The following is a 26,285-nucleotide window of genomic DNA, read 5'->3' on the forward strand; positions in this document are numbered from 1 at the left end:
TGCGCCCAATCATCGAAGACCGGACGGATTCGCACATGAAACACTACTCAGCCTTTGCTGTAGCGCGCGAAGCGCTGCGCTATCACACCGGATGGGAGCGCGCATGGCGTTCGCCGGAGCCTAAGAAGCGCTATGACGTCATTATCGTCGGGGCCGGCGGTCACGGTTTGGCAACAGCCTACTATCTTGGCAAGAACTACGGCATCCAGAACGTCGCCGTAATAGAAAAAGGCTGGTTGGGCGGTGGCAACACCGGTCGGAACACGACCATCATCCGATCGAACTATCTGCAGGACCCGTCAGCGGCGATTTACGAAAAGGCGCGCGGTCTCTACGAAGATCTGAGCCAGGAACTGAACTATAACATCATGTTCAGCCCGCGTGGCGTAATCATGCTGGCGCAGACCCAGCACGAGATTCGCGGCTATCAGCGTACTGCGCATGCGAATGCGCTGCAGGGTGTTCAGACCGAATGGATTGGGCCCGAACGCGTGAAAGAGCTGGTGCCGATCATTAATCTGGAAGGCCCGCGCTATCCGGTTCTGGGCGGGCTTTGGCAGGAACGTGGTGGGACCGCGCGCCATGATGCGGTGGCATGGGGCTATGCCCGCGCATGTTCGGCCATGGGTATGGACATCATCCAGAAATGCGAAGTCACCGGCGTCCGGTCCGAAAACGGTCGTGTTGTCGGGGTCGATACCACAAAAGGGGCCATCGATTGTGACAAGCTGGGGATCGTGGTTGCGGGGCATTCCGGCCAGTTGGCTGAGATGGCGGGCTTCCGTCTGCCGCTTGAGGCCGTCGCGCTGCAGGCGCTGGTGTCCGAGCCGATCAAACCCTGCATGGATGTCGTTGTGATGGCGAACACCGTACACGGCTATATGTCTCAGTCCGACAAGGGCGAGATGGTGATTGGTGGTGGCACGGACGGGTTCAACAACTATACCCAGCGTGGCAGCTTCCATCATATCGAGGAAACGGTACGCGCATTGGTCGAAACTTTCCCGATGATCTCGCGCCTGAAAATGCTGCGCCAGTGGGGCGGTATTGTGGATATGACCGGCGACCGTTCACCCATCCTGTCGAAAACACCGCTTAATGGCTGCTTTATCAACGCAGGCTGGGGCACCGGCGGCTTCAAGGCCATTCCGGGATCGGGCTGGGGCATGGCACAGCTGATGGCCACGGGGCATTCACCACTGACCGAAGCCTTCTCGCTGGATCGTTTCAAAGAAGGCCGCTTCATCGACGAAAGCGTCGCGGCCGGGGTGGCGCACTGATGAAGATTTTTCGTCGAAAAATCTCGCACGCCCGTCACGCAGAATCTGCAGGCAGATACGTCTCGCCTGCTGCCAAGAGGATGATCACATGCTGATCTTGAAATGCCCCTATTGCGGCGTCGAAGCCGAAGAAACTGAACTGGCTGCAGGTGGCGAGGCGCATTTGAAGCGTTATGGCCCGGGCTCGTCAGATGATGAGTTCCACGACTACCTGTTCATGCGCGAAAACCCCAAGGGCGTTCATTTCGAACGCTGGCGCCATGCCAATGGGTGCGGCAAGTGGTTCCACGCCGCGCGCTGTACGAACACGCTTGAGGTCTTTGGCACCTATTCGGCGCAGACAACCGAGCCGCCCCAAGAGATCAAGGACGCCATCACCGCCAAGCGTCCCGGCTGGACGTGGAGAGAGTACAAATGATCTGTACAGCCATCCAAAATACCGCCTGCGAAAGGTCCGCATCATGAGCACCCGTCTCGCAAAACATGGCCGTTTGATTGATCGGTCGAAAAAGGTCAACTTCACCTTCAACGGCACCTCGATGCAGGGCTACGAGGGCGATACGCTCGCGTCTGCCTTGCTGGCCAATGATCAGATGATGATGGGCCGGTCGTTCAAGTATCACCGCCCGCGCGGCGTGGTCGCGAGTGGCGCGGAAGAGCCAAACGCTCTGGTCGGTCTGGGTGAGGGCAACCGGTTCGAGCCGAACCAGCGCGCCACCACGACAGAGCTGTTCAATGGTCTGACATCCGCGTCACAGAACCACTGGCCGAACCTCGAGTTCGACATCGGTGCGATCAACACGCATCTGTCGCGGTTTCTGCCCGCCGGTTTCTATTACAAGATGTTCATCCATCCGAAACCGTTCTGGAAACATGTTTACGAGCCGTTTATTCGCCAGTCGGCGGGTTTGGGCAAAGCGCCCGACAAGGACAACCGTGACGCGGACACATACGAGCACTTTTACGCCTTCACCGATGTCTTGGTGATTGGCGGTGGCGTTGCAGGTCTGCAGGCCGCCAAAACGGCAGCCCAGTCCGGTGCCAAGGTAATGTTGATTGAACAAACCGCACATTGGGGCGGTCGCGCTCCGGTTGATGGCGGTACCATCAATGGTGAGCCTGTGGATAAGTTCGTGGAACAATTGGTTTCCGAACTCGAAACAATGGACAACGTCACCATGCGCAATCGCTGCATGGGCGCTGGTGTCTATGACCACGGTTATGTGCTGGGTTATGAGCGCCTGACAGACCACAAGCCGGGTGTTCAGGGCCCGCGTCACCGCCTGTGGCGCATTCGTGCGAAACAGGTCGTGACCGCGACCGGTGCGATTGAGCGTCCGTTGTCGTTCGCAGGCAATGATGTGCCTGGTGTCATGCTGGCCTCGGCCATGCGCGACTATGTGGTCAACTGGGGTGTGACGCCGGGTGAGCGTGTGATTGTCGCCACCAACAATGATGACGCCTACCGGACTGCAATTACCTTGAAGCAGGCCGGTGTCGATGTCCTGCGCGTGGTTGATGCGCGCGACACCGCCGGACCTCTGGCCGAAGAGGCGCGTCAGCTGGGTATCCGCGTCGATCCGGGCAAGGCGATCGCAAAGGTCAAAGGCGGCAAGCGGGTCAAGAAAGTTGCGATCTGCAATCAAGAGGGTATCGGAGGCGCCCGGGAAGAGGTCGAATGCGATGCGATTGCCATGTCAGGTGGCTGGTCTCCGGTCGTGCATATGTGGTCGCATTGCGGCGGTAAGCTGATCTGGGACGAGGCGAACGCGCATTTCCGCCCCGATCCTTCACGTCCTCCGCTGGGGGCAGACGGTGAAGGTTTTGTTCTGGCGGCAGGGGCTTCGAACGGCCCGCTGGCCCTGGGGGATGTCCTGAAGGATGCAGATACTGCCGGCAAAGCGGCAGCGAAGGCGGCCGGGTTCTCCGCGAAGCGCACCAAAGCGCCAGTTGGTGAGACTACGGCCGAGGCCCCAATGGCCGCTGTCTGGCTCATGCCTTCTAATGCCGAGATTGATCTGCGCATGAAATCGTGGCTGGACTTCCAGAACGACGTCAAGGTCTCGGACGTGCAACTGGCTGCGCGCGAGGGCTATGAAAGTGTCGAGCACACCAAGCGTTACACCACGCTGGGCATGGCAACGGATCAGGGTAAGTTGAGTAATATCAACGGTCTGGCAATCCTTGCTGATGCGCTGGATTCGGAGATCCCGAAGGTCGGTACCACCACCTTCCGCCCGCCATATACTCCAATCTCGATGGCTTCGATTGGTGGTGAAGCGCGTGGTGAGGTGTTCCAGCCGATCCGTCAAACGCCGATGCATAACTGGCACGATAAGAACGGGGCCGATTGGGAGCCGGTCGGCCATTGGCGTCGAACCTATGCCTATGTGCGACCCGGAGAATCCGTGCATGATGCGGTGAATCGCGAGGTTAAAAACACCCGCGAAAACCTCGGGCTGTTGGACGCTTCGACCCTCGGCAAGCTGATCGTCAAAGGCCCCGACGCAGGCAAGTTCCTGGACATGATGTACACCAACATGATGTCCACGCTGAAGGTCGGCAAATGCCGCTATGGCCTGATGTGTTCCGAGAATGGCTTCCTGATCGACGACGGCGTTGTTGCCCGCATCGATGAGGACACGTGGCTGTGCCACACCACCACCGGCGGGGCCGAGCGTATCCATGGCCACATGGAAGAATGGCTGCAGACCGAGTGGTGGGACTGGAAAGTCTACGTCGCGAACGTCACCGAGCAATATGCGCAGGTCGCCGTGGTAGGTCCGAACGCCCGCAAGGTACTTGAGAAGCTGGGCGGCATGGATCTGTCGAAAGAGGCGCTGCCCTTCATGGAATGGCGCGATGGCAAGATCGGCGCATTCGACGCGCGGGCCTACCGTATCTCGTTCTCGGGTGAGCTGTCCTATGAGATCGCGGTCCCTGCAAGCCAAGGTCAGGCGTTCTGGGACGCTCTGATCGAGGCAGGGCAGGAGTTCGGAGTGATGCCATACGGCACCGAATGTCTGCATATTCTGCGTGCCGAGAAAGGCTTTATCATGATCGGCGATGAGACCGACGGCACCGTGATCCCGCAGGATCTGGGGCTGCACTGGGCGCTGTCCAAAAAGAAAGAGGATTACCTCGGAAAACGCGCCCATTCGCGGACCCATATGGCCGATCCTGAGCGCTGGAAACTGGTTGGTCTTGAGACTGTGGATGGATCGGTTCTGCCGGACGGTGCCTATGCGGTGGGCGAGGGCGTGAATGCGAACGGTCAGCGCAACATGATCGGTCGCGTAACTTCGACCTACTACTCGGCCAATCTGGGCAAAGGCATCGCCATGGGCCTGATCAAACACGGCCCCGACCGGATGGGCGAAGTGGTCGAGTTCCCGGGCACTGACGGCAAAACCTACAAGGCCAAGATCGTGGACCCGATCTTCTATGACAAGGACGGGGAGAAGCAGAATGTCTGAACCCATCAGCGCACTGAACCACGCCTCATATGATGGCATCGCCAAGATCGAGGAATGCGGCCTACAGGGCATGATCACACTGCGCGGTGATCTGTCGGATAAGGTACTGGCTAAGGTTGTCAAAGACGCCACCGGGCAGAAAGTGCCCGGTCAGCGTGAAGCGTTTGTGAATGGCGACACCGGTGTTTGCTGGATGTCCACCGACGAATTGCTGGTGCTTGTGCCTTATGCCGAGGTCGAGGCCAAACTCGCCGCGATGACCAACGCGCTAAGTGGTACGCACGCACTGGCGGTCAACGTCTCCGACGCGCGGGCCGTATTCCGCGTTTCGGGCGCGAACGCGCGCGAGGTATTGGGCAAGCTGGCTCCGGTTGAGCTGTCGGCCGAGGCATTCCAACCCGGCCAGATCCGCCGTTCGCGTTTGGCGCAGGTGGCAGGTGCCTTCTGGATGGACGACGCTGAGACTTTCCGCATCGTCTGCTTCCGCTCTGCGGCGGACTATGCGTTCAAATTGCTGAAGGTTGCGGCGCAGCCCGGCAGCGAGGTCGGGGTTTATTAAGCCCTGATCGCCTGATGATATGTGGGTGAGGGGGCTTTGCCCCCTCGGCCTGCGGCCTCACTCCCAGGATATTTCTGTTTAGATGAAGGTCGGATCTCTGGTTCGGGTCTCAGGGGGTCGTGCTGAACAGGAATGTCGGGAACTGAGTGAGTGCACGCTGGCCCGTGAGGGCGGACTCACCGGTTTCGCGTGTGTGTGGGTCGTGGCATTGGCGATAGAAAGCCAGGTCTTCTGATAGTTTTTTCATGGCCGCGCTGCGGTTGTCTACGCTCAGATAAGGTGCGTGCGTTGAGAGAAACAGCGCAGGGTTATCTTTTTCTAACCAAGGCAGCATAGAAGGCAGGACCGAAAATTCAGCGCCTTCGATATCCATTTTGACCAAAGAGACATCAGTCAGGTCGACGGATTCAGAAAATTGATCCCAACCGATGGTAAGTGCGTCAGTGCCATGGCTGCCTTCGTGGAGCAATGATGACGTTGAATCGCCTGCCTCTCCGTGCGCTGAAGCCATTCGTGCCACTCCAAACCCATCTGACAAGGCGATGCTGAAGGCTGATACGTTTCGGATGTCGTTCAGCTCTAGGTTCCAGACCAAATGGCGGTAAGCCACTGGGTCAGGTTCAAAACACCACACATGGCGAGCGCGGCGCGCGGCATAGAGGACCGTGGGGCCAATCCATGCACCGATATCAAGATAGTCCTTTTCGGGCGACAGATAGTGGTCCAGCACCGAAAATGTCTCAGGTTCCCACTCCCCGGCTGATACCTTGCGCCAGAATTTCGAGTGATAGGGGTCCAGGCGAAAGGGTTCACCGTTCAAGTTGCCCGCATAGTATCCGCGGGCGCGATAGAACATTTTGCGCGCCTGTGTCAGCATCGCGGACCTCCGGGTTTTTGTGTTGCGGCCCTTGACCTGCGGCGGCTGTCAAAGCATTTAACCTTTGGAACCGCAACATTCATTTTCAACAGGGGGCCGAGATGGCTTTTGAACTTCCTGATCTTCCTTATGCACATGACGCGCTGGCAGCCAAGGGTATGTCCGCGGAAACGCTGGAATATCACCATGACCTGCACCACAAGGCCTATGTCGACAACGGCAACAAGCTGATCGCCGGCACCGAGTGGGACGGCAAGTCACTGGAAGAGATCATCGTTGGCACATACGACGCAAATGCCGTCGCGCAGAACGGTATCTTCAACAACATCAGCCAGCTGTGGAACCACAACCAGTTCTGGGAGATGATGGGCCCCGGTGGCAACGCGATGCCCGGTGAGCTGGAGAAGGCTCTGACCGAGAGCTTTGGTTCGGTTGACGAATTCAAGTCGCAGTTCAGCGCTGCCGGTGCCGGTCAGTTTGGTTCCGGCTGGGCGTGGCTGGTCAAGAATGCCGACGGTTCGTTAGCAGTGACGAAAACTGAAAACGGCGTGAACCCGCTGTGCTTCGGTCAAACCGCACTGCTTGGTTGTGATGTGTGGGAGCACTCGTATTACATCGATTTCCGCAACAAGCGTCCGGCCTACCTGTCGAACTTCCTCGACAACCTGGTGAACTGGGAAAACGTAGCCTCGCGGATGTGATTTCCACTTGGTAGAACTTAATGAATGGCCCGCTGGCAGTGATGCTGGCGGGCTTTTTGTTATGAATTGATGGGTGGCCGGTAAAAACCTGCCGGTACGTCAACTTTCATTATCCCACCTATTGTGCACGGCCTTTCTGCACCTACGTAAAGTAGGCGGAGGGAGAGAACCGCCAATCAACCAAAAACCTATCAAAATGCGAGCGAAACACCAACGCCGCATCGTTAAACAGGTGTGTCTAAGGGACAGGCGAAGGCCAACCTAAGCGATACAGGAGATCACGAATGGCTGCACTTGAACAGGGAACATGGGTTATCATCGCCGATGGGGAAAAAGCGCTGGTGATGGAGAATATCACGGACGCACAGGACCCCAACTTGGTCGTCGTGTCGGTCGAAGAACAGGACGCAGCACCGACCAAGCCAAGTGACAGGGCAGGGCGGCGACCCGATACGGGACCGAACCAGAAATCTGCAGTTGAAGAGGAGACATGGAAGTCCCACGCAAAATCTCTGTTCGTTCAGGATGTGGCGAACCTTCTGAATCGCAAGGGGCTGAAAGGGGCCTATAAACGATTGGTATTGGTTGCCAGTCCGCATGTTCTGGGCCTGTTACGCCGTCGGCTGCACAGTGAAGTGCTGGCAAAGGTGGTGGCCGAGGTTGACAAAACACTCACAAACCACCCGTTGCACAAGGTCGAACGGATATTGAAGACCCGATTGGCAAAACCTGCCTAAACGAATGCCGACAATCGGGCGGTTTGCGTCGCCCGATTGCCAGTTTATTTAGTTCAGTAATTTGCGAAGCGCGGACATGGTCGCATCCGGTGTGTCGACCCAGGTGATGAATTCTGCCAGAGAACCATCTGCAAACCCCTGACCGATCAGTTGATCCAGCAGCGTGTGCAGCGTATCCCAGTACCCGTCGACATTCATCACCAGAATGGGTTTGTCATGAAGCCCCAGTTGCCGCCATGTCAGTGCTTCGAAAAGTTCGTCCAATGATCCGGGGCCGCCGGGCAGGACAACTACGGCATCCGCGTTCATGATCATCACTTTTTTACGCTCGTGCATCGTCTCGGTCACGATGAACCGGGTAAGGTCGGTCTTGCCGACCTCGCGCTGAAGCAAGTGCACCGGGATCACCCCAAATGTATCGCCGCCGGACGATTGTGCCGCCCGCGCGACCTCGCCCATAAGACCCACATCTCCGGCCCCGTAGACCAGCCGCCAGCCTTCGTTGGCCAACAAGGTTCCAAAGCTGTGGGCAGCGGCGGAGTAGGCAGGATTCACACCATTGCGTGACCCGCAATACACACAGACGGATTTCTGGGACATAGGTAGGGCTCTCTGCTCTTGTGTTAGGGGTTTTGACCCCTGATAGCGGGATTGATAGGTTGGCTCAACCGCTCCATGAAATGCGCGCCAAACTGGGCATTTCCCGGGCGGAGTGAAAGGAAAAGAATGAACGCCAAATCGGGAAGCGGAGGTTCTGGTACCTTCATATGGGGGCTGGTTGCCGGGATCGTTGTGGTGCTCGTTGCGGGCGGGTTGTACCTGTCCGGTCTGTTCGGCGAGCCGGAACAGCAGGCTGAGCAGGAAGCAACCGAAACATCCGAGCCGATTGCGGAGGTCGCTGAGCCGGAAACCCAGCCAGCGGAGGCGCAGCCCGAAAGCCAGGCGGCGGAAGCCGGCGAATCTGTTGCTGAAGACACACCGCCCGAGATTTCCGATCAAACTCCGGATAGCGAAGAAGCGGATGTTCCGGTTGTGGCCGCGCCGGTTCTGGATCAGATATTCGTTGAGTCCGATGGAAACGCGGTACTATCCGGCAATGCCGAGCCGGGGTCCGAGGTCAGTGTTTTGCTGGACGGTGAGACTGTTCACAGCTTCACCGTCGATGACAGCGGCCAGTTCGCCGAGTTTGTATCGATCCCGTTTGCAGACGACGCTCGCGGGCTTGTTCTTGAGACCCGGAAAGGCGAAGACACCAGCCGTTCAGATGATTATCTGATCGCGGCGCTGCCTGAACCGGTCCTGCCGACCGTGTCAGAGCCCGCTGCCGATGAGCCGGTCGAAGAGGTTGCCGAGGCACAGACGACGGATACGGAAACAACCGATCAGCAAGCAGCCAACCAAGCTGAAACCGAAGAGAATGAACCAGAAGTTGCAGGTGCCGCAACGCCACCTGTGAATGAGACCGCGCCCGCGACTGAAACTCAGCCGGAATCAGGCGACGCGCCTGACCAGCAGGTTGCGATCCTGCGCTCGGGCGAAGAAGGGGTTGAACTTTTGCAAGCACCCACTGTTCAGGATACGCCGCCAGAGCAGATTGCCCTGGACACGATTGGCTATTCGGACGCGGGTGATGTGGAATTGACCGGGCGGGCACAGGATGGATCGGCCGTACGCTTGTATCTGGACAACCAGCTTGTGGCCGACATTGCACCAGCGACTGACGGGCAATGGCGCGGCGAGGTCGAGGGCATTGACCCCGGAGTTTACACTCTGAGGGTGGATGAGGTTGCCCCAGATGGCACTGTGGTCAGCAGGCTTGAGACGCCGTTCAAACGCGAACCCGTCGAGGTCCTGCGCGCGACCGAAACCACCAATCCGGGTGAGGCCTCAACCGACGCTCCGGCGATCCGCTCGGTCACGGTTCAAAAGGGTGATACGCTTTGGGCGATCTCGCGCGACCGGTTTGGTGACGGTGTGCTGTATGTCAAACTTTTCGAGGCTAACAAAGATTCGATCCGTGATCCTGACCTGATCTATCCAGGGCAGATTTTCACCATTCCTGAATAAACATGACCACTGGCCCAACCCGGGCCAGGGCTTTTCTCTGACCGCAGTTAAGGTACGTGATGAGACAACCATCCGCGATCAAAACCGACACGGACGAGCATCGTTCGGGCTGGCGAACCATCCGCAAGGTTTCGCCCTATCTTTGGCCCGAGGACGAGCCATGGGTGAAACGGCGTGTCATTTTGGCGATGGCGATGCTGGTGCTGGCCAAGCTGATCGCTGTGTATACTCCCATCCTGTACAAAGGTGCCGTGGATGGTTTGGCGGGCGAAGGTGTACCGCCGCTTGCGTTGGGTGCGATTGGATTGACCGTTGCCTATGGTGTGGCCCGCATGATGACTGTTGGCTTCCAGCAATTGCGGGATGCGTTCTTTGCACCGGTTGGGCAACGCGCGCTGCGAGCGCTGGCGCTTGAGACGTTCCAGCACATTCACCAGCTCTCGATGCGCTATCACGTGACCCGGCGCACGGGTGGTCTCAGCCGGATAATCGAGCGGGGCGTGAAAGGCGTAGAGTTTCTGTTGCGGTTTCTGCTGTTTTCAATCGGGCCGCTGATCCTGGAATTGCTTCTGGTGTCGATCATCCTGCTATGGTTATTCGACGTCTGGTATCTGGTCGTCGTCGCGGTGACGATTGCGCTTTACATATGGTTCACCTTTGCGGTGACCGAGTGGCGCGTGAAGCTGCGGCGCGAGATGAACGATCAGGATACCGAGGCCAACCAGCGCGCCATCGACAGCCTGCTGAACTTCGAAACAGTCAAGTATTTCAATGCCGAAACCCGCGAAGCCGAACGGTATGATGTTTCGATGAAAGGTTACGCGAAGGCTGCGCTGAAGACGGCCTATTCGCTGGCATTCCTGAATTTTGGTCAGTCGTTCCTGATCACATGTGGCCTGATTGGCGTGATGGTTCTGGCTGCAATGGGCGTGCAGAAGGGGGCGCTGACCGTCGGCGATTTCGTGATGGTTAATGCTTACATGATCCAGATAACCGTTCCGCTGAATTTTCTTGGCACGGTGTACCGCGAAATTCGTCAATCACTGGTGGATATGGGGCAGATGTTTGATCTGTTGGAACAGCCAGCAGAAGTGATGGACAAACCCTGCGCCCCGAACCTGAAGGTAAATGGTGGGGAGGTCACGCTTGAAGATGTCCGCTTTGGATACGAGCCTGATCGCGAAATCCTCAAGGGCGTTTCCTTGGCCGTACCAGCCGGTCAGACCGTTGCGATTGTCGGCGCCACCGGGTCTGGGAAATCCACAATCGGGCGGCTGCTGTTTCGGTTCTATGATGTCACCGGCGGGTCGCTGAAAATCGACGGGCAGGATGTGCGCGATGTTAGCCAGTCAAGCCTGCATGCCTCAATCGGCGTCGTTCCGCAGGATACGGTCCTGTTCAATGACACGATCCGATACAATATCGCTTATGGGCGAGAAGGTGCGACCCAGCAGGATGTAGAGACCGCCGCCAAATCCGCGCAGATTCATGATTTCATCGTCAGCCTTCCAGAAGGGTACGATACCAAGGTCGGCGAACGCGGCCTGAAACTATCAGGCGGTGAAAAGCAACGCGTCGGCATCGCCCGAACCTTGCTAAAAAACCCACCGATCCTGTTGTTGGACGAGGCGACCTCGGCCTTGGATACGGATACCGAGCAGGACATCAAAGATGCTTTGGCCCGGGCGGGTGAGGGGCGGACGGTGATCACCATCGCACACCGCCTTAGCACCATTGCCGAGGCCGATCGGATAGTCGTTCTGGAACGTGGTGAGATCATCGAGCAGGGCACGCATGATGAGCTGCTCAGCCGCGAAGGGCGATATGCCCAGCTATGGAACCGTCAACAGGCCGACAGCGAAGCGGCCTAGGCCCGACAGCCTTGACTGCCAATGATAGTGCGGATCGGTTCGAAAAGAAAATCGGCTGCTGTGGTACGGTTTCCGTTTGACGCGGATCCGCCGCCGCGACACTTTGCAGACCGAAACACAGACAAGGAAAAACTTCATGAAAATGCGAGCAGCAGCAGCGTTGACTGCAACACTGTTGATGGCCACTTCGGCGGCAGCCGAGGATCTGGAATTCTTGATTATCAACGAAACCAGCTTTGACCTGGTTGAGTTCAACGTGTCTCCGGCCTCGTCCGGCGGCTGGGAAGGCAACCTGCTTGAGGGTGGTTATCTGGGCGCGGATTACGAAGTAGACGTCCTTATTGCGGACGGGCTGACCACCTGTGTCTATGACATCCGTGGTATTTTCAGCGACGGAGAAACGATTGAAGACTATGGTCTGAACCTGTGCGATCTGGGCGAATACGCGTTCGTCGAGTAACGGCCATGCCAGAAACGAAAAGGCGAGCCCTTGGGCTCGCCTTTTTTTTATTCCGCCGCCTTCAGCGGTGTTGTCGGGGGATGATCGGGGCGGTCGTCCTGAGCGCTCTGATCTGGGGCAGCTTTGTCCTGTTCATCGGTCCAGATCATTTCGGCTGCTTGCACATCTCGCGCGCTTTGGCCGATTGCCATGTCCTGCGCGATTTGGCTGGATCGGCCCGCCGTGGCGCGTGCCAGCGCCTTACCCAGCCATACCGCGTAGGTTGTGACCCACACTCGCAGCGCCAGGAATGACGGCGTCACGATCAGTGTCAACACCGTGGCCGTACCCAAGCCAAAGACCACCGCCGTGGCCAGCTGTTTCCACCACAATGCCGTGGGGCTGTCGATCGAATACCCTCCGCCGATGAAATCCAGCGACAGGCCGAACATCATCGGGGTCAGACCCGCCATTGTTGTCAGCGTAGTCAGCAGAACCGGACGGATGCGCGCCTCAGCCGTGCGGACAATTGCATCAATGCGAGACATGTAGCCGCTATATTCCTGGTAGGTGTCGATCAGAACAATGTTGTTGTTCACCACGATCCCGGCCAACGCCACGATCCCGGTCCCGGTCATGATGATCGAGAACGGTTGTTGCATTACCATCATGCCCAGCAACACGCCGGTCGTAGACAGAACCACGGCCAGCAGCACCAGCACCGAGTTGTAGAACGAGTTGAACTGCGCCAGCAGGATCACGAACATTAGACCCAGTGCTGCCAGGAATGCGCTGGACAGGAACGCCTGGCTTTCAGCCTGATCCTCCTGATCGCCGGTCCATTCCCAAGTGATGGTGCGACCAAAAGGGTCGGTTTCCAGCCACTCGGTCAGCACGGCAATCCGTTCGTTCGGATTGATCAGGGCAAACCGAGCGTCACCGCTTTCGATGGCGGACCGCACTTCACCCACGTTCTCGGCACCCGTTAGTTGAACGAGTTCGAACTCTGCTCCGTCCGCGCTGGTAATCGTGGTGCCAGTTGGTGTGGCACCTTCGCCAATCGCGCGCACGGTTGCCAAACGCAGCTCTGCACCGTCAGGACCGGTGGTCACGATCTTGCTCAGCCCAGGCTCGACATCCGCTTTAACGTCATAGTAGCGCTGTTGATCCGCGCGATTGATCTCGGCGAGCTTGGCCACGGGTTTGCGGGTGACGAAGTTCGACAGGGGGACCAACCCGTCCGGTGTGCGAACTTTCAGCGTATCCAGCGTCGACAGGACGCGATCCTGATCAGGTAGGCGGACGCGGATTTCTACCTCTTCATCGGTTGAATCCGGTCGCATTTCACCCAGCAAGATGCCACGCGTCACAAGCTGTACCATCGCGCCAACGGTTGCGACGTCCGCGCCGAATCGACCCGCCTTGGCCACGTCCACGTCGATCTGCCAGTCGATGCCAGGCAGGGGCAGGGTGTCCTCGATCTTGATCAAACCGGGTGTGGTGTCAAAGGCTTCTCGTGCTGTGACGGTCGCGGCCGTCAGATCCTCCCAGCTATCGCCTTTGATGCGCAGATGAACGGGCTTGGCGGAAGCGGGACCTTGTTCCAGCGCCTGAAGATCAACGATAAAGCCAGGAAGGGTTGCCAGCTCTGCGGTTAGTTCGTCCAGAACAAAATTGCCGTCATATTCCGCCGCGACCTCTTCCTTTGCAAAGCCAAGTAGACCTGCAATCGGTCCCCAGAACCAACCGGTAATCTGTTCAGAGCTGATTGGGCGATCTTCCCAAGGAATGAGCTCGAACTGTACGCGACCAATTGTGTCGGCGGGGGCTTCTGCACCGCCATTGTTCTGATTGAGCCCGCCTTCGCCCGCAAAGGCAAATACGTTGATCACCGCCGGGTGTTCGCTGATTACGCGCTCGGCCTCAAGAACCATTTCGTCCTTTTCAGCCAGAGACAGGTTGCCGCGTGCCCGGACATAGGCCGTGGCCTGTTCCGGTTCGCTTTCCACGAAGAATTCAACACCGCGAGAGTTTTGCGGGAATATGATGAATGCGACCCAAAACACCGCCGCAAAGACGACTGCGATGGACACCACCGGCATGACCGGATTGCCGACCAGGAACTTGATCACATAACCGAAGGGCGTGTGCTCTTTAGCGGTATGAACATGTTCATCCGGGGCGCGTTCGATCTTGGCAGCACTCAGCGTGACCGACCCAGCGAAGGCGCCGAACAGAAACAGTAGCACGCCAGCAAGTGAACCGCCGGGCAGCAGATAGTTGGGGTTCAAAACCTGCATCGCGCCGAGGAAGATCATATATAGTGAAGGCGGCACCAGAAGCACTCGCAGCCACCAAGGCGTGCGGGCTCGCAGCCAGTTCGAGCTGCGCTCGAAACTGCGGCTCATACGGCCCGAGACACCGCCCACGACCGGCAGGTAGATCAGTGCCACAATCAGCGAGGCCGACAGAACGAAGATCAGCGTGATGGGCAGCATCTTCATGAACTCGCCGGGAATACCGGGCCAGAACAACATCGGAAGAAATGCACACAGGGTCGTGGCCGTCGACGAAACAATCGGCCAGAACATCCGTTGCGCCGCCTCGACATAGGCGTGCATCGGACCAACGCCTTCTTTAATGCGCTTGTCGGCATATTCCACAACAACGATGGCGCCATCGACCAGCATGCCCACGGCAAGGATCAGGCCAAACATCACCATATTCGAGATGGTGACCCCGATCATCGCGAGGAAGGCGAAGCACAACAGAAACGAGGTTGGAATGGCAAAACCCACCAACAACGCGGCGCGTGTTCCCAACGAAGCCAGCACCACGATCATCACGAGCGCGACGGCGGTCAGAACCGATCCTTCAAGCTGGCGCACCATTGAATCGACGATGCGGCTTTGGTCGTTTGAGGTGCCCACATCGACAGCGGCCTGCAGTTCGGCTGGCCACTTGATTTGTTCTTCGGCGACAGTGGCTTTGATCAGCGCAACGGTGTCGATCAGATTGAAGCCCTTGCGCTTGACGACCTGCAGCGCGACGGTGGGTTCGCCGTTGAACCGGGCCGTGCCCGCGCGGTCTTCAAACGTATAGTTGATTTCGGCCAGTTCGCCTAAGGTGACCACACGGTCTCCGTTGACCTTTACGGGCAGGCCATAGACGTCCTGAGCAGTCTTAAATGACGACGGGATCTTGACCGAGAACGTGCCCTGTTCGGTCTCGACCTCACCTGCCGCAATCAGTTGGTTGTTGTTTTGCACAACGTTGATCAGTTCGGCGGCCGTGACGTTGTAGGCCTCAAGCCGCAGCGGATCGATCACGACCTCAAGCATTTCATCGCGGTTTCCGGCAATGCCAGCTTCCAGCACTGCGTCCAACGCCTCAAGTTCGTCCTGCAGATCTTTGGCAACGCGTGCCATTGTACGCTCAGGTACCGGGCCGGTCAGGTTAACAATGACGATGGGAAACTCGGAGAAGTTGACCTCGGTAATCGTGTATTGCTCAGCCCCATCAGGGAAATCAGCTTGCGCGGTGTTCATGGCATCGCGAACATCCGCGATGGTGGCGGATTTGTCCCAACCGAACTCGAACTCCAGCAGAATGCCTGCGTAGCCCTCGGCGGCGGTGGCCGTCATCGTGTCCAACCCGTCGAGATCGGCCATCTCGGTTTCCATCGGCCTGATCAGCAGGCTTTCGCTGTCCTCGGCTGAAATCCCTGGAAACTGCACCGAAACGAAGAGCATCGGGATATCGATGTCGGGTTCACCCTCTTTTGGGAGCCCGACATAAGCATACCCGCCGATAACCAGCGAAATCGCGATGAAAGCCAGCACCATTCTGGCACGGCTTGCGGCCCAACTGACGATACCCGTCATTGCGATACTTCCCTGTATGTCGGCGCGACCGTCACACCACGTGTGACGAATTCCTGCCCGATCACGATGATATCAGCAGTTTCCGGCAGGCCACCAACCCATACACCATCAGCGGTGTCACGCAGAAGGCGGATCGGAACAAAATCAACGACATTGTCGGCTACCACGGTGCGAACACCAAGCTCACCTTCATTGTTCAAGGTCAGTGCGGATTGGGGCAGCAGATGTGCCTTGACCCCTTCGGCCGCGATCTGAATGTTGGCGGTTTGCCCGTCACGGATCAGCAGTTCCGGGTTTGGCACTGTGATCTCGACCTCGAATGTCCGCGTGGTTTCATCGGCCGAACGGCTGAGGAAGGTCACGCGCCCCTCGACCTGCAGACCCGTAACCAACTGCGCAGTTGCCATCGATCCGACAATGATCCGATTCACTTCTGATTCAGGCACAAAACCCACCAGCTTGATCGGATCGAGCTGGATGACGGTTGCGCAGAGCGAGCCGGGCTGCATCAGGCTGCCCAATTCCGCAGTATCACTTTCAAGCAGACCCTTGAACGGTGCGCTGATGGTCAGGCGATCAATCTCGCGCTGGGCGGCTGCAACTGCTGCGGTGGCGGCTTCAATCCCAGCTTGCGTAGCTTCCAGACCAGCCTCGGCGGATTTGATTCCGGCCTCGGCAGTGCTCATTTCGGCTTCGCTCGAGATACGGCGCGTTTCTGATCCAAACCCGGTTTCCGACAGCTTGCGGGCTGCTTTTAGATTGATTTCGGCTTCAGCCAAACGGGCGTGAGCTTCTTCCAGGCGCGCTTCGGCCTCGGGAACGCGGCTTTCGGCCTCAAGCTTGGCTGCCATGGCTTCGGCCAGGCTCGCGGGCCGGGTTCCGGGGTCAAGCTCGCACAGCAGATCTCCTGCTTCGACAAAAGCTCCTTTGCGCTTGGGCTCGGACAGGACTGTCGAAATGGTTTCGGCAAGGACCTCGACCTGGCGGTTTGCCTTGGTCTGACCCCGTAATTGAACGGCGCTGCCGATCTCGCGCGCAGTCGAGCGCAGCACGACAACGCCGATCGAGTCCGGTGATTGCACCGATTCCGAGGCCTCGGTCGCGGTCTCGGATGGCTCGTCTCCGCGACCGGCAAAAGCAAACAGCGCGTCGCGCTCGAAAACAAGAAAATACAACGCAACAATAACCAAAATGGCGTTAACGAATGAAATCAATCGCATGCGGTAGAATCTCCAGATCTGTTCGCGCGGTCGGCTTTAGCCGCTATCCCTTAAAATGGGGCTGTGGCCATGTCTTTTCCATACTGAACTGAATAGTTCGGTTTAGTTTTTTACGCAAGGGTCACCCACATGGTGGCAAATGTATGAATTCGGGCACTTGGCTTGGCCTGATCGCCGGGGTATGACATGGCGCTAGAAAACCGGACACTTAAGCCTGGGGGCAGGGATGAGCGACGCCGACAGTTTTATTGAAGAGGTCACCGAAGAGGTGCGCCGCGATCGCATGTACCTTCTTTTGCGCCGTTGGGGCTGGGTCGGTGTGCTGGCTGTCGTGGCCATTGTCGGGGGCGCTGCGTTCAACGAATACCGAAAAGCACGTGATACCAACCAGGCCGAGGCTCTGGGTGATGCGATTCTGTCGGCGCTGGCTGAAAACGGATCGGCCGAACGGGCACAAAGCCTGCAGGCGATCGATGCTGCGTCTGTCGGCGGTGACGCGGTTTTGAACATGTTGCTGTCCGCCTCTCAGGCCGAGGCCGGATCGGCGCAAGATGCGGTGAACAGCCTGAACGCGATCGCCACGCAGGGGGATTTGCCCGAAATCTATCGCGCGATTGCAAGTTTCAAGGCATTGCTACTGCAAACTGACACGATGCCAGTGGCGGATCGTCGTCAACAGTTCGAAGCGCTGGCCATACCTGGTGCTCCTTTGCGTCTGCTCGCCGAAGAACAATTGGCCCTGATCGATGTGGCCGAGGGCAATACGCAAGCCGCTTTGGACCGTTTGCAGGCGTTGCGCCAGGACGCCGAGGCCAGCGTCGATCTGCAACAGCGCGCGGCTCAACTGATCGTCGCGCTTGGGGGCGAACCCGAGCCCGTGGCGAACCAGCAGGGTTAACCGGCAGCGAAACGGAACATCACAGGCGAGTTTGTAGATTATGCTATCACGTTATTTCTCAGGCTTCGGATTGCCGGTTGCGGCAGCCGCGCTCACCGTTCTCAGCGCCTGTCAGGAACCCGAAGTCATTCTGCCGGGTGAGCGTGAGGATATTCGTGCCTCCATCGACAACGAAACCGTTGAAACCCGTGGCGCCAAACCGATCAGTATTCCGGCTCAAAGCCGCAACGCCAACTGGTCGCAAAGCGCGGGAACACCCGCCTTCCGCACTACCAACGCAGCGTTGAGTGCCACACCGCAGCGTATTTGGTCTGCTAACATTGGGTCCGGCGATAGCCGAAAACAGCGGATCACCGCAGACCCTGTTGTTGCTAGTGGCCTGATATATACGCTCGATTCCGGGGCAAATGTCTCGGCTGTTACGCCCCAAGGGCAGGTCGCCTGGAGCACAAACCTGATCCCGCCGAATGAAAAGGACGGGGATGCCACAGGCGGAGGGCTCGCCTATGCCGACGGTGTGCTTTATGTCTCGTCGGGTTTCGGTAGGTTGACCGCGCTCGATGCGAAATCCGGGGCGCAAAGGTGGCAGAAACGTCTGAATGCAACTGGCAGCGGTGCTCCTTTGGTTAGCGGCGGCATACTCTATCTGGTGGCCGGGGACGAAACCGGTTGGGCGGTGAATACCAAGGATGGGCGGATCATCTGGCAAATCGAAGGCACGCCGAGCGTCGGCAACGTTCTGGGTGCACCTGCGCCCGTGATTGCCTCGGACCTGTCAGTCTTTGCCTTTGGATCGGGTGATGTCGCGGCAACATTCCGCCGGGGCGGTATTTTACGCTGGAACGCGTCCGTTGCAGGCGGGCGTCGGGGCCGAGCGGCAGCTCAGATCGTGGATGTGACCGCCGGGCCCATGGTGTCGGGTAGTTCGGTCATAATCGGCAACCACTCGGGGCGCACGGTTTCCTTCGACGGGAATTCGGGTGAGCGGAACTGGACTGCACCGGAGGGGGCCGTTGATACAGTCTGGCCGGCGGGGAACAGTGTATTTCTGATCAGTGATCGCAGCCAGTTGGTACGGTTGGATGCAGCCGATGGCTCGACTGTCTGGGCCATCGATCTGCCGGGCTTTGTCAAGAACAAGCCGGGCCGCCGGGGTCCGATCTTTGCCCATTACGGCCCGATCATGGCCGGTGGACGCCTTGTCGTGGCTTCGAACGACGGCTATCTGCGCTTCTTCAATCCCGTCGACGGAACGCTGGTGCATCAGGTCGAAGTGCCGGGTGGCGCGACCACGGCACCGGTCGTGGCGGGTCAGACGCTGTATGTTGTATCGACCAAGGGCGAACTGCACGCTTTCCGTTGACGACAAGATGCGTTAAAGGGCGCATCTTGAGTCTTGAAAGTTGAGTATCATGTCGCTGACCCTCGCCATCGTGGGGCGCCCGAATGTGGGCAAATCCACTCTGTTCAATCGCCTTGTGGGCAAACGCCTGGCTTTGGTCGACGACCAGCCCGGCGTGACGCGTGACCTGCGCGAAGGTGAAGGGCGGTTGGGCGATCTGCGTTTTACCGTGATCGACACGGCGGGTCTTGAGGACGCAACCGATGACAGCTTGCAAGGTCGGATGCGCCGCCTTACCGAGCGTGCAGTGGACATGGCCGATGTCTGCCTGTTCATGATTGACGCGCGGGTGGGCTTGACGCCCACGGACGAAATGTTCGCCGAGATTCTGCGTAAGCGCTCCAAACACGTGATCCTGGCAGCGAACAAGGCCGAAGGGAACGCGGCTGATGCGGGCGTGCTTGAAGCATACAACCTTGGCCTTGGCGAGCCGGTGCGTCTGTCGGGCGAACATGGCGAGGGGATGACGGACCTCTATGCGCAGTTGATGCCACTGGCTGACGCGGCTGAAGAGGCGCGCGTAGAAGAGACACCGCAAACCGATATCGAGCTTGACGAAGACGGGGAAGGCGAAGCCCCGCTGATCACCGCTGACAAACCCCTGCAAGTCGCTGTAGTTGGCCGTCCGAATGCCGGTAAATCCACCCTGATCAACAAGATCATCGGCGAGGATCGATTGCTGACCGGCCCCGAGGCCGGGATCACGCGCGACGCGATCAGCTTGCGGATCGACTGGGCCGACCCTGACGGGGACAGCACCCCGATGCGGATTTTTGATACCGCCGGGATGCGGAAGAAGGCCAAGGTGCAGGAGAAGCTTGAGAAACTCTCGGTTTCCGACGGGCTGCGCGCAGTCAAGTTTGCCGAGGTCGTCGTCGTGTTGCTGGATGCGGCTATCCCATTCGAGCAACAGGACCTGCGCATTGCCGATCTGGCCGAACGTGAGGGTCGTGCTGTGGTCGTCGCCGTCAACAAATGGGACATCGAAGAAGACAAACAGGAAAAGCTGCGCGATCTGAAAGAATCCTTCGAACGCTTGCTGCCGCAGTTGCGTGGAGCGCCGCTGATCACAGTCTCAGCTAAAACAGGCCGCGGTTTGGAACGTTTGCGCGCCGCGATATTGCGTGCCCATGACGTGTGGAACCGCCGCGTGCCCACCGCTGCGCTGAACCGTTGGCTGACCGCCATGCTGGAACAGCACCCGCCGCCAGCCCCGCAGGGGCGCCGGATCAAGCTGCGGTATATGACGCAGGCCAAGACCCGCCCGCCCGGGTTTGTGGTCATGTGTTCGCATCCGGACAAGATGCCTGACAGCTATTCGCGTTATCTGGTCAACGGCCTGCGCGAGGATTTTGATATGCCGGGCACCCCTATCCGCCTGACGTTGCGCGGACAGGGGGATAAGAACCCCTACAAAGGGCGGCGCAAGAAAAACGCAGGCGCACTGGCCAAGCATCTCAAGGGACGGGCGTAACTGCGCTAATTTCAAGCATTTTCAGAGAGGGGGCGTGACAGCCCCGTTTCTGCGCGTTAGCATTCAAGCACGTGCATTTGTTTTGCACGTGCTGCTTGTTTGCGGGATCTCCGCACTTAATTTCGAATTTGTGATTGGTCGACCTCCGTGGGGAGCGGGCGTGATGGATCTGAGAGAATATACAAGACAATACGCGGTGCAGGACAACAAGCTTGCCGCGCTCAGTTATTTCGGAACATTCGCGGTGTATTTCGCATCGCTTACATTGGCGATCACCTATGTCGACCGCTGGTACATCATGATCCCGGCGGGGATCGTTTTTGCCTTCTCTGCCGTGCGTCTCTATGTCCTGCAGCATGATTGCGGGCACCATTCGTTGTTCGAGACGCGCGAGCAGAACGAATGGGCTGGCCATGGGTTGTCGCCCTTCACATTTGCCCCGTTCGAGGTGATGAAGCAGAACCACAATCTGCATCACGCCGGAATCGGCAACCTCGAGCATCGCGAGACTGGTGAAATCCACACCATGACGCTGCGCGAATGGAACGAGGCGGATTGGAAAAAGCGTTTGTTTTACCGACTTTATCGGAATCCCTTCATTCTGGTGCCGGTTGGCGCGCTATTCACATACTTCATCCGCTATCGCTGGCCAAAGAACACCGTGCGGTTCGGTGTGATGGGCGTGGTGCTGCACAACCTCTCGATTGTTGTGTTTTTGGGACTGCTGTATTTGATCGCCGGTGCCACCGGCATTCTGGTCTGGCTGGTGTTTTCGCTGCTGGGCGGGATGCTTGGGGTGTTCCTGGTGTATTTGCAGCACAATTTCGAAGATACCTACTGGGATCGCCGCCCCGAGCTGGATCCAAAGCTGGCTGCGTTGGAGGGGTCCTCGGCGCTGGATTTCGGCTGGTGGTTCGATAATGCGGTGGCCTGCATCACATTGCATGACATCCACCATTTCAATGCCCGCATCCCATCTTACCGGCTGCGCGCGTGCCACTATAACCTGCCGCCAGAATATACACCGCGACGGATCAAGTTTCCCGAGGCAGTGGCAGCGCTGAATCTGAAACTATGGGATGAAGACGCCAAAAGACTTGTCCCATTTCCCAGCCGAACTGCAGGCCATCGCCTGGCCGAAAGCGGGTAACCTCCTATCTAATTCTTGAATTGGCGCTCTCGCAGGAACGTATGTGCTGTGCGTTTACAATCTGGGGGAGTTAACGAAAGGAAACGAAATGACCGCAGTTACTGAGGTGCGTGGCGTAGGGCCAGCGCTGGCAAAGGCCTTTAATGCAAAGGGCTACAAAACAGCAGAAGCCATTGCCAAGGCCAAACCGGAAGATCTGTCCGGCACCCCGCGGGTCGGTTCCACTCGCGCAGCTAAGCTGATCGCGGCTGCGAAAGAAGTCGTTGGTGCCAAGCCCAAGCCCGCGCCCCGCGCTGCCACCCGTAAGCCTGCCGAGCGGAAATCGGCTGTGCAGCGCGCGACAGCCAAAAGCAATGCGGCTGCGAACAAGGCCGAGGCCGAGCGTAAGGCGGCAAAGGAGCGCGCGGCGGCAGAGCAGGCCGCTGCCGAGGCCAAGGCAAAGAAAAAGGCGAAAGCCAAGGCCAAGGCTGAAAAGGCGGCCAAGAAGAAGTCTGAAATGGAGGCGGTGTTTTCCAAAGCTAAGGAAAAGGTCAAGGAAAAGTCCAAGAAGGGTAAGAAAAACAAGAAGCCCAAAAAAGACGTTAAGAAAAAGAAGGACGATAAGAAGTCTGACAAGAAGAAGTCCGACAAGAAGCCCGGAAAGAAGAAAGATAAGAAAAAGGCGAAGAAGTGATACTTCTCCGCCTTGTCTGATCGGGAACCGGCGCTTGAATGCGCCGGTTTTTTTTATGTCAGCGTGCCGTTGGTCTGAAGGGTTAGCTTGCCGCCCAGATAGGGTGCCAGAACCTCGGGCAGGGTGACCGTCCCATCCGTGTTCTGACCATTTTCCAACACAGCTATCAGGCAGCGCCCCACGGCCAGGCCCGAACCATTCAGGGTATGGACATATTCTGGCTTTCCCCCGGCCTCGGGCCGGAAGCGCGCATTCATGCGGCGCGCCTGAAAATCCCCGCATGTCGAGACCGAGCTGATCTCGCGATAAGTGTTCTGGCCCGGCAGCCACGCCTCGATGTCGTAAGTGCGTCGTGCACCAAAGCCCATGTCGCCGGTGCACAAGATCACGGTGCGATAGGGGATGCCCAGCTTTTCGAGAATGCCTTCGGCGCAGCGCAGCATACGTTTCTGTTCATCATCCGACTTGTCCGGATGGGTGACCGAGACCATCTCGACCTTTTCGAACTGGTGCTGCCGCAGCATCCCGCGTGTGTCCTTGCCCGCCGATCCAGCCTCGGACCGGAAGCACAGAGAATGGGCGGTATAGCGGCGGGGAAGATAGCTTTCCTCGATCATCGTGTCGTTGACGATGTTGGTCAGTGAAACCTCGGAAGTCGGGATCAGCCACCAGCCTTCGCGGGTTTGATAGCTGTCCTCGCCAAACTTCGGCAACTGGCCGGTGCCCTGCATCATTTCCGAGAGAACCAGAACCGGGCCGTTGACCTCGGTCAGCCCGTTCTCATTGATATGCGTGTCCAGCATGAACTGCGCCAAAGCTCGATGGATGCGAGCGACGCCGCCCGACAGCAGCACAAAGCGCGAGCCGGAGAGTTTGGCAGCCGTCTCAAAATCCATGCCATTCTGAACGGCATCGATTTCAAAATGCTCTTTCGGCGCGAAATCCAATTCGCGTGGTGTGCCCCAGCGGTTGATCTCGACATTGTCGTTCTCATCCGCGCCTTCGGGCACATCCTCGGCGGGCAGGTTCGCGATGCGGATCAGCTGGTCGGCCAGCAGAGCGTCCAGATCCTTGGCTTCGGTCTGCATCCGGGCCACTTCGGCCTTTTTCTCGGCGACCAGAGCACGCAGGCGTTCGAATTCAGCTTCATCCCCGCGCCCTTTGGCAGCGCCAACCTCTTTGGAGGCCTTTTTCTGTTCGGCCTGAGCTGTCTCAGCAGCCAGAATCTTGGCGCGGCGGCTTTCGTCCAGCCTCAGCAGGTCTGACGACACCGGCGCGTCCCCACGGCGCGCAAGGGCGGCGTCGAAGGCGGCTGGGTTTTCGCGTATGGCGCGGATGTCGTGCATGGTTCAGATCCTTAACTGCGTGAATCACTGAATCCGCTTATGCACCATCTGAATGGCAGGGTGTAGCACCGGTTACGACTTATCCGATTCCTCGTGGGATTCATGCGCCAGATGGCCATCCCACTCTTCGGTTGGGATTTTCGGCTCGGGCGGGTCGGCCATGTACGAAGGTGTCATGATCTGCACGTTATTCTCATTGAACACGGCCACGATGTTGCGGTGCAAATCCGAGCGGATTTTGGGAATGATGCTGCCTCGCGTGGTATAGCCGTTGATCTGATAGTTGATCGCGTAATCGGCCAGGGCGGTCCACAAAACAAAAGGTTCGGGCTTGGCCTTGATCCCCTTGGTGCGATGGGCGGCCTCGATCAGCATCGCTTCGATCTTTTCGGGCGGCTCTTCATACCCAATCCCAACGGTGGTGTGCAGAAGCAAACCGCTTCCATCTGTTCTTTTTGAGAAATTCACCACGTCCGAATTCATCAACTGGGCGTTCGGGATCGAGATCAGTTCGTTCTTGATGGACTTCAGATGCGTCTCCATCAGTTTGATCTGCACCACATCGCCAATATGGTCCCCGATCTGGATCCGATCCCCGATCGAAGTTGAGCGGCGATAGATCACGAAGAGCCCCGCCAGCATGTTCGACACGACCGAGTTTGCGCCCAGCGACAGCATGGCACCAACCAGAATCGTCAGCCCCTGAAACGCCGCCGAGTCTGACCCGGGGATGTAAGGGACAGCAAAGACCAGCGCGATCAGGATAACGACGACGCGGGCGATGTTGAAGGTCGGGTTCACCCAGTGGCTTTCAAAATCGCCCATGTCAAAGGTTCCCGCCTCGACGGCGTCAAAGAACACACGCATGCCCCGGATAATATACAGCGTTATCCATGCGATCAGTATCAACATGATCAGGTTTGGGATGTAGCTGAGGATGCCTTTGAAGATTAGCAGGACCGGTTCGGTCAAGTAGGTCAGCAGGAGTTGCGCGAAATAGCGCGTCTCGGCAAAGGCAAGCAGAACGAAGGAAAGGTAGTAGTAGAAGCCGAGGAAAAAGATCACCAGCAGGACAAAATTCAGAGCATACCGGATCAACGCGGCGATGGCCTCGGCCTGAACGCTTTTTGCGGTCGCGGTTTCGACATCCTTGAGGTAACGCTTGACCAGTTTCAGCGTACGGCGGCGAATGCGCCGGTGCAGCCACAGGATAACGACGACAAAAAGCGCGAATCCAGCTGTCCATGCTAAGGCTTCGATGGCACCCGAAACACGCGCCTGTTCGGTGCGGTTTGCGCGATAGCTTTCAATGGATTGTTTAATAGCGTCGCCGTGCAACAAACTGAGAACGTTCAAGTCCATCTGCTCAAGCTCGGAATCGGCATCGGTCACGATCGAAACTTGAACACCATCGGCAAAGATTCGAATGCCGAACTCTGAGTCCTCGAAGGTTATGGAGACCTGCTCGGCGTCTGAGGCCTCGGCGATTTCGATGATCTTGTTCTGTACACTCGCGGCCCGTTCCGGAGCGGGCAGCGCGCTGGAGCCGCGCAGGTGAAACAAGGTGTCGCCGTCAACGATAACCGGAGCCTGAAAAATCTCTGATTCAGTGTCTTCTATAGCAGGCTCTTCGCTAGTGGCGTTCTGTGCCCATACGGGCGACGCCAAAAGACCTATACAGGTTGTCACGAGCATCAGGCGAACAAATGCGCCAAGGGTCTGGATTGATTGAATCATTAGGCCTCCTGCCACAGGACTATATCTGACTGGAAGGGTCTGCCTAGAACATATCTGCAACGTCCGGCAGCAAACCTTTGAACCCGATGGTCGAAATGGGGCCAGGTTTGCTTGCAAACCCATGTTTCAAAGCATAGGTTCCCGCAAACTTTGCAGAGAGCTCTCTGCATCATCAGAACAAAGGAATATCCCATGGAAGGTGGCGCAATCGCCCAGTTTCTCCCGCTGATCCTGATCTTCGCGATTATGTATTTTCTGCTGATCCGTCCGCAGCAGAAAAAGATGAAGGAACATCAGGCCATGGTCGAAGCCGTGCGCCGGGGCGATCAGGTTGTCACCCAAGGCGGGCTGATCGGCAAGGTGTCGAAGGTCAAGGAAGGCGACAACGAGATCGAAGTCGAGATCGCCGAGGGCGTTAAGGTTCGCGTGGTCAAATCGACCATCGCTCAGGTTCTGAACAAGACCGAACCTGCGAAGTAACTTCGCGCGACAAT

Annotated in this window: 21 protein-coding genes; 15 read left to right on the forward strand and 6 right to left on the reverse strand. The window is 57.9% G+C overall.

The window, feature by feature from the left end; genetic code table 11:
• The first annotated feature begins 35 nt into the window (after window positions 1-35).
• From ACR0DK_RS09110 to ACR0DK_RS09125, 4 genes are all read left to right on the forward strand, one after another.
• Window positions 36-1,280, forward strand: a complete 1,245-nt coding sequence (locus ACR0DK_RS09110; RefSeq protein ID WP_170422297.1) for a sarcosine oxidase subunit beta family protein — start codon at window positions 36-38, stop codon at window positions 1,278-1,280.
• An 88-nt stretch (window positions 1,281-1,368) separates the two neighbouring features.
• Window positions 1,369-1,698, forward strand: a complete 330-nt coding sequence (locus ACR0DK_RS09115; protein WP_170422295.1) for a sarcosine oxidase subunit delta — start codon at window positions 1,369-1,371, stop codon at window positions 1,696-1,698.
• Window positions 1,699-1,741: 43 nt separating this feature from the next.
• The gene (locus tag ACR0DK_RS09120; RefSeq protein WP_480735833.1) at window positions 1,742-4,756 is read left to right on the forward strand and encodes a sarcosine oxidase subunit alpha family protein; all 3,015 of its coding nucleotides are present in this window, start codon (window positions 1,742-1,744) and stop codon (window positions 4,754-4,756) included.
• A complete protein-coding gene (locus ACR0DK_RS09125; RefSeq protein ID WP_170396351.1) occupies window positions 4,749-5,315 on the forward strand; it encodes a sarcosine oxidase subunit gamma family protein in 567 nt (188 codons plus the stop codon). The genes ACR0DK_RS09120 and ACR0DK_RS09125 overlap by 8 nt, the downstream gene beginning before the upstream one ends.
• Before the next feature lie 109 nt (window positions 5,316-5,424).
• On the opposite strand, the gene ACR0DK_RS09130 is transcribed toward ACR0DK_RS09125, so the two are convergent.
• On the reverse strand, window positions 5,425-6,192 hold the full coding sequence (locus ACR0DK_RS09130; RefSeq protein ID WP_480735836.1) for an FkbM family methyltransferase: 768 nt from the start codon (window positions 6,190-6,192) through the stop codon (window positions 5,425-5,427).
• Between the two features lie 101 nt (window positions 6,193-6,293).
• Between ACR0DK_RS09130 and ACR0DK_RS09135 the strand changes: the two genes are divergently transcribed.
• Together ACR0DK_RS09135 and ACR0DK_RS09140 are read left to right on the forward strand one after the other, a co-directional pair.
• Window positions 6,294-6,893 (forward strand): superoxide dismutase, encoded by a 600-nt coding sequence (locus ACR0DK_RS09135; protein ID WP_113789565.1) that lies wholly within the window; start codon window positions 6,294-6,296, stop codon window positions 6,891-6,893.
• Between the two features lie 284 nt (window positions 6,894-7,177).
• Complete coding sequence (locus ACR0DK_RS09140) at window positions 7,178-7,630, forward strand: baeRF12 domain-containing protein (protein WP_170396355.1); 453 nt, start codon at window positions 7,178-7,180, stop codon at window positions 7,628-7,630.
• Window positions 7,631-7,678: 48 nt separating this feature from the next.
• On the opposite strand, the gene ACR0DK_RS09145 is transcribed toward ACR0DK_RS09140, so the two are convergent.
• Entirely contained in the window at window positions 7,679-8,230 is a 552-nt protein-coding gene (locus tag ACR0DK_RS09145) for an LOG family protein (RefSeq protein ID WP_170422288.1), read from the reverse strand.
• A gap of 126 nt (window positions 8,231-8,356) precedes the next feature.
• On the opposite strand from ACR0DK_RS09145, the gene ACR0DK_RS09150 reads away from it, so the two are divergent.
• From ACR0DK_RS09150 to ACR0DK_RS09160, 3 genes are all read left to right on the forward strand, one after another.
• Complete coding sequence (locus tag ACR0DK_RS09150) at window positions 8,357-9,697, forward strand: LysM peptidoglycan-binding domain-containing protein (protein WP_223117869.1); 1,341 nt, start codon at window positions 8,357-8,359, stop codon at window positions 9,695-9,697.
• A 59-nt stretch (window positions 9,698-9,756) separates the two neighbouring features.
• Window positions 9,757-11,568, forward strand: a complete 1,812-nt coding sequence (locus ACR0DK_RS09155; RefSeq protein WP_170565844.1) for an ABCB family ABC transporter ATP-binding protein/permease — start codon at window positions 9,757-9,759, stop codon at window positions 11,566-11,568.
• Between the two features lie 136 nt (window positions 11,569-11,704).
• Window positions 11,705-12,028 carry a hypothetical protein gene (locus tag ACR0DK_RS09160; RefSeq protein ID WP_480735839.1) on the forward strand — a complete coding sequence of 108 codons (324 nt, stop codon included), beginning with the start codon at window positions 11,705-11,707 and terminating at the stop codon, window positions 12,026-12,028.
• A gap of 47 nt (window positions 12,029-12,075) precedes the next feature.
• On the opposite strand, the gene ACR0DK_RS09165 is transcribed toward ACR0DK_RS09160, so the two are convergent.
• Both ACR0DK_RS09165 and ACR0DK_RS09170 read right to left on the reverse strand, forming a co-directional pair.
• Window positions 12,076-15,891: an efflux RND transporter permease subunit gene (locus ACR0DK_RS09165; protein WP_480735841.1), complete on the reverse strand. Its 3,816-nt coding sequence runs from the start codon at window positions 15,889-15,891 to the stop codon at window positions 12,076-12,078.
• Window positions 15,888-17,111: an efflux RND transporter periplasmic adaptor subunit gene (locus tag ACR0DK_RS09170; protein WP_170403249.1), complete on the reverse strand. Its 1,224-nt coding sequence runs from the start codon at window positions 17,109-17,111 to the stop codon at window positions 15,888-15,890. Before ACR0DK_RS09170 ends, ACR0DK_RS09165 begins: the two co-directional genes overlap by 4 nt.
• A 226-nt stretch (window positions 17,112-17,337) precedes the next feature.
• Between ACR0DK_RS09170 and ACR0DK_RS09175 the strand changes: the two genes are divergently transcribed.
• From ACR0DK_RS09175 to ACR0DK_RS09195, 5 genes are all read left to right on the forward strand, one after another.
• Complete coding sequence (locus ACR0DK_RS09175; RefSeq protein WP_170396370.1) at window positions 17,338-18,009, forward strand: hypothetical protein; 672 nt, start codon at window positions 17,338-17,340, stop codon at window positions 18,007-18,009.
• Window positions 18,010-18,049: 40 nt separating this feature from the next.
• Window positions 18,050-19,372: a PQQ-like beta-propeller repeat protein gene (locus tag ACR0DK_RS09180; RefSeq protein WP_480735843.1), complete on the forward strand. Its 1,323-nt coding sequence runs from the start codon at window positions 18,050-18,052 to the stop codon at window positions 19,370-19,372.
• Between the two features lie 49 nt (window positions 19,373-19,421).
• Window positions 19,422-20,885, forward strand: coding sequence for a ribosome biogenesis GTPase Der (gene der, locus ACR0DK_RS09185; RefSeq protein WP_170396374.1), 1,464 nt, complete (start codon window positions 19,422-19,424; stop codon window positions 20,883-20,885).
• Window positions 20,886-21,048: 163 nt separating this feature from the next.
• The gene (locus tag ACR0DK_RS09190) at window positions 21,049-22,035 is read left to right on the forward strand and encodes a fatty acid desaturase (protein ID WP_170396376.1); all 987 of its coding nucleotides are present in this window, start codon (window positions 21,049-21,051) and stop codon (window positions 22,033-22,035) included.
• 88 nt (window positions 22,036-22,123) lie between these two features.
• On the forward strand, window positions 22,124-22,708 hold the full coding sequence (locus ACR0DK_RS09195) for a helix-hairpin-helix domain-containing protein (RefSeq protein ID WP_223117874.1): 585 nt from the start codon (window positions 22,124-22,126) through the stop codon (window positions 22,706-22,708).
• Window positions 22,709-22,761: 53 nt separating this feature from the next.
• Here ACR0DK_RS09195 and serS read toward each other — a convergent pair whose 3' ends face one another.
• Window positions 22,762-24,054 carry a serine--tRNA ligase gene (gene serS, locus ACR0DK_RS09200; protein WP_223117875.1) on the reverse strand — a complete coding sequence of 431 codons (1,293 nt, stop codon included), beginning with the start codon at window positions 24,052-24,054 and terminating at the stop codon, window positions 22,762-22,764.
• A 72-nt stretch (window positions 24,055-24,126) separates the two neighbouring features.
• Complete coding sequence (locus tag ACR0DK_RS09205) at window positions 24,127-25,791, reverse strand: mechanosensitive ion channel domain-containing protein (RefSeq protein WP_170663713.1); 1,665 nt, start codon at window positions 25,789-25,791, stop codon at window positions 24,127-24,129.
• A gap of 192 nt (window positions 25,792-25,983) precedes the next feature.
• Here ACR0DK_RS09205 and yajC point away from each other — a divergent pair, with 192 nt between their 5' ends.
• Window positions 25,984-26,271: a preprotein translocase subunit YajC gene (yajC, locus tag ACR0DK_RS09210; protein WP_155151194.1), complete on the forward strand. Its 288-nt coding sequence runs from the start codon at window positions 25,984-25,986 to the stop codon at window positions 26,269-26,271.
• Window positions 26,272-26,285: the final 14 nt, after the last annotated feature.

Source organism: Ruegeria sp. CE6 (assembly GCF_056537485.1).